The sequence below is a fragment of the Nonomuraea sp. bgisy101 genome (genome assembly GCF_057708945.1).
This window is the reverse complement of sequence record NZ_JBYITD010000106.1, coordinates 1-1,328: the sequence shown is the minus strand read 5'-3', so window position 1 is coordinate 1,328 and position 1,328 is coordinate 1. Positions and strand designations below refer to the sequence as shown.

Annotated in this window: 1 protein-coding gene; it reads left to right on the top strand. The window is 66.9% G+C overall.

Annotated features, from left to right (window positions below):
- Positions 1 to 74: 74 nt before the first annotated feature.
- Positions 75 to 1,295 carry an IS256 family transposase gene (locus AC3EO4_RS55635; RefSeq protein WP_431904978.1) on the top strand — a complete coding sequence of 407 codons (1,221 nt, stop codon included), beginning with the start codon at positions 75 to 77 and terminating at the stop codon, positions 1,293 to 1,295.
- Positions 1,296 to 1,328: the final 33 nt, after the last annotated feature.

The window sequence follows — 1,328 nt, the reverse complement described above, 5'->3', positions numbered from 1 at the left end:
TTACCGTAGTGCCCGAGTTCCCCGCTGACGACCGCGACGGCCCGACCGGCTCCTCGCCGACGTCGTCGGCTTCGCTGATCGATCAGCTCGTCCGCGAGGGTGCCCGCAAGATGCTCGCCGCCGCGCTGCAAGCCGAGGTGGACGCCTACATCGCCGCCTTCGTCGACGAGCGTGACGACAACGGCCGCCGCCTGGTTGTCCGTAACGGCCACCACCAGCCGCGGCAGATCCTGACCGCGGCCGGCGCGATCGATGTCGTCGCCCCGCGCGTCAACGACAAGCGCACCGACCCCGACACCGGCGAGCGGCAGCGGTTCTCCTCGGCGATCCTGCCGCCCTGGGCGCGAAAGACACCACGCATCACCGAGGTGCTGCCGCTGCTGTATCTGCACGGCCTGTCCTCGGGGGACTTCGTGCCCGCGCTGGGGCGCTTCCTGGGCACGACGGCCGGGCTGTCGGCGCCGGTGATCACCAAGCTGACCGAGCAATGGAAGAGCGAGCAGCGTACCTTCGCCGCCCGCGACCTGTCCGGCGTCGACTACGTCTACCTGTGGGCCGACGGCATCCACGTCAATATCCGTCTGGAAGAACACAAGCTGTGTCTGCTGGTGATGATCGGGGTTCGCGCCGACGGGCGCAAAGAGCTCATCGCACTGTCGGATGGCTACCGGGAGTCGACCGAATCGTGGGCCGATCTGCTGCGCGACTGCAAACGACGCGGAATGAGAGCACCGGTGCTGGCCGTCGGCGATGGCGCGCTCGGCTTCTGGGGCGCGCTGCGTGAGGTGTTTGCGCAGGCCAAGGCCCAGAGGTGCTGGTTTCACAAGATCGCTAATGTGCTAGGGGCGCTCCCGAAGTCTGCCCATCCCGGCGCGAAGAAGGCCCTGGCCGAGATCTGGAACGCCGAAGACAAGGACCACGCATCAGCTGCGGTGAAGGCGTTTGAGGTCGCCTACGGCGCCAAGTACGGCAAGGCCGTCGCGAAGATCACCGACGACCTGGCGGAGTTGCTCGCCTTCTACGACTACCCGGCCGAGCACTGGATCCATCTGCGCACGACCAACCCCATCGAGTCCACTTTCGCGACCGTCCGGCATCGCACCAAGGTCACCAAAGGGCCGGGCTCACGAGCTGCCGGGCTGGCCATGGCCTTCAAACTGATCGAGTCGGCCCAAGCCCGCTGGCGCGCGGTCAACGCCCCCCACCTCGTCGCCCTGGTCCGCGCCGGGGCCACCTTCGTCAATGGCAAACTCGTCGAACGACCTGAGGAGGACACCCCACCCATCGCCGCCTAGAAATCCTTGATCCACAGGTCTTGACGATTGCTC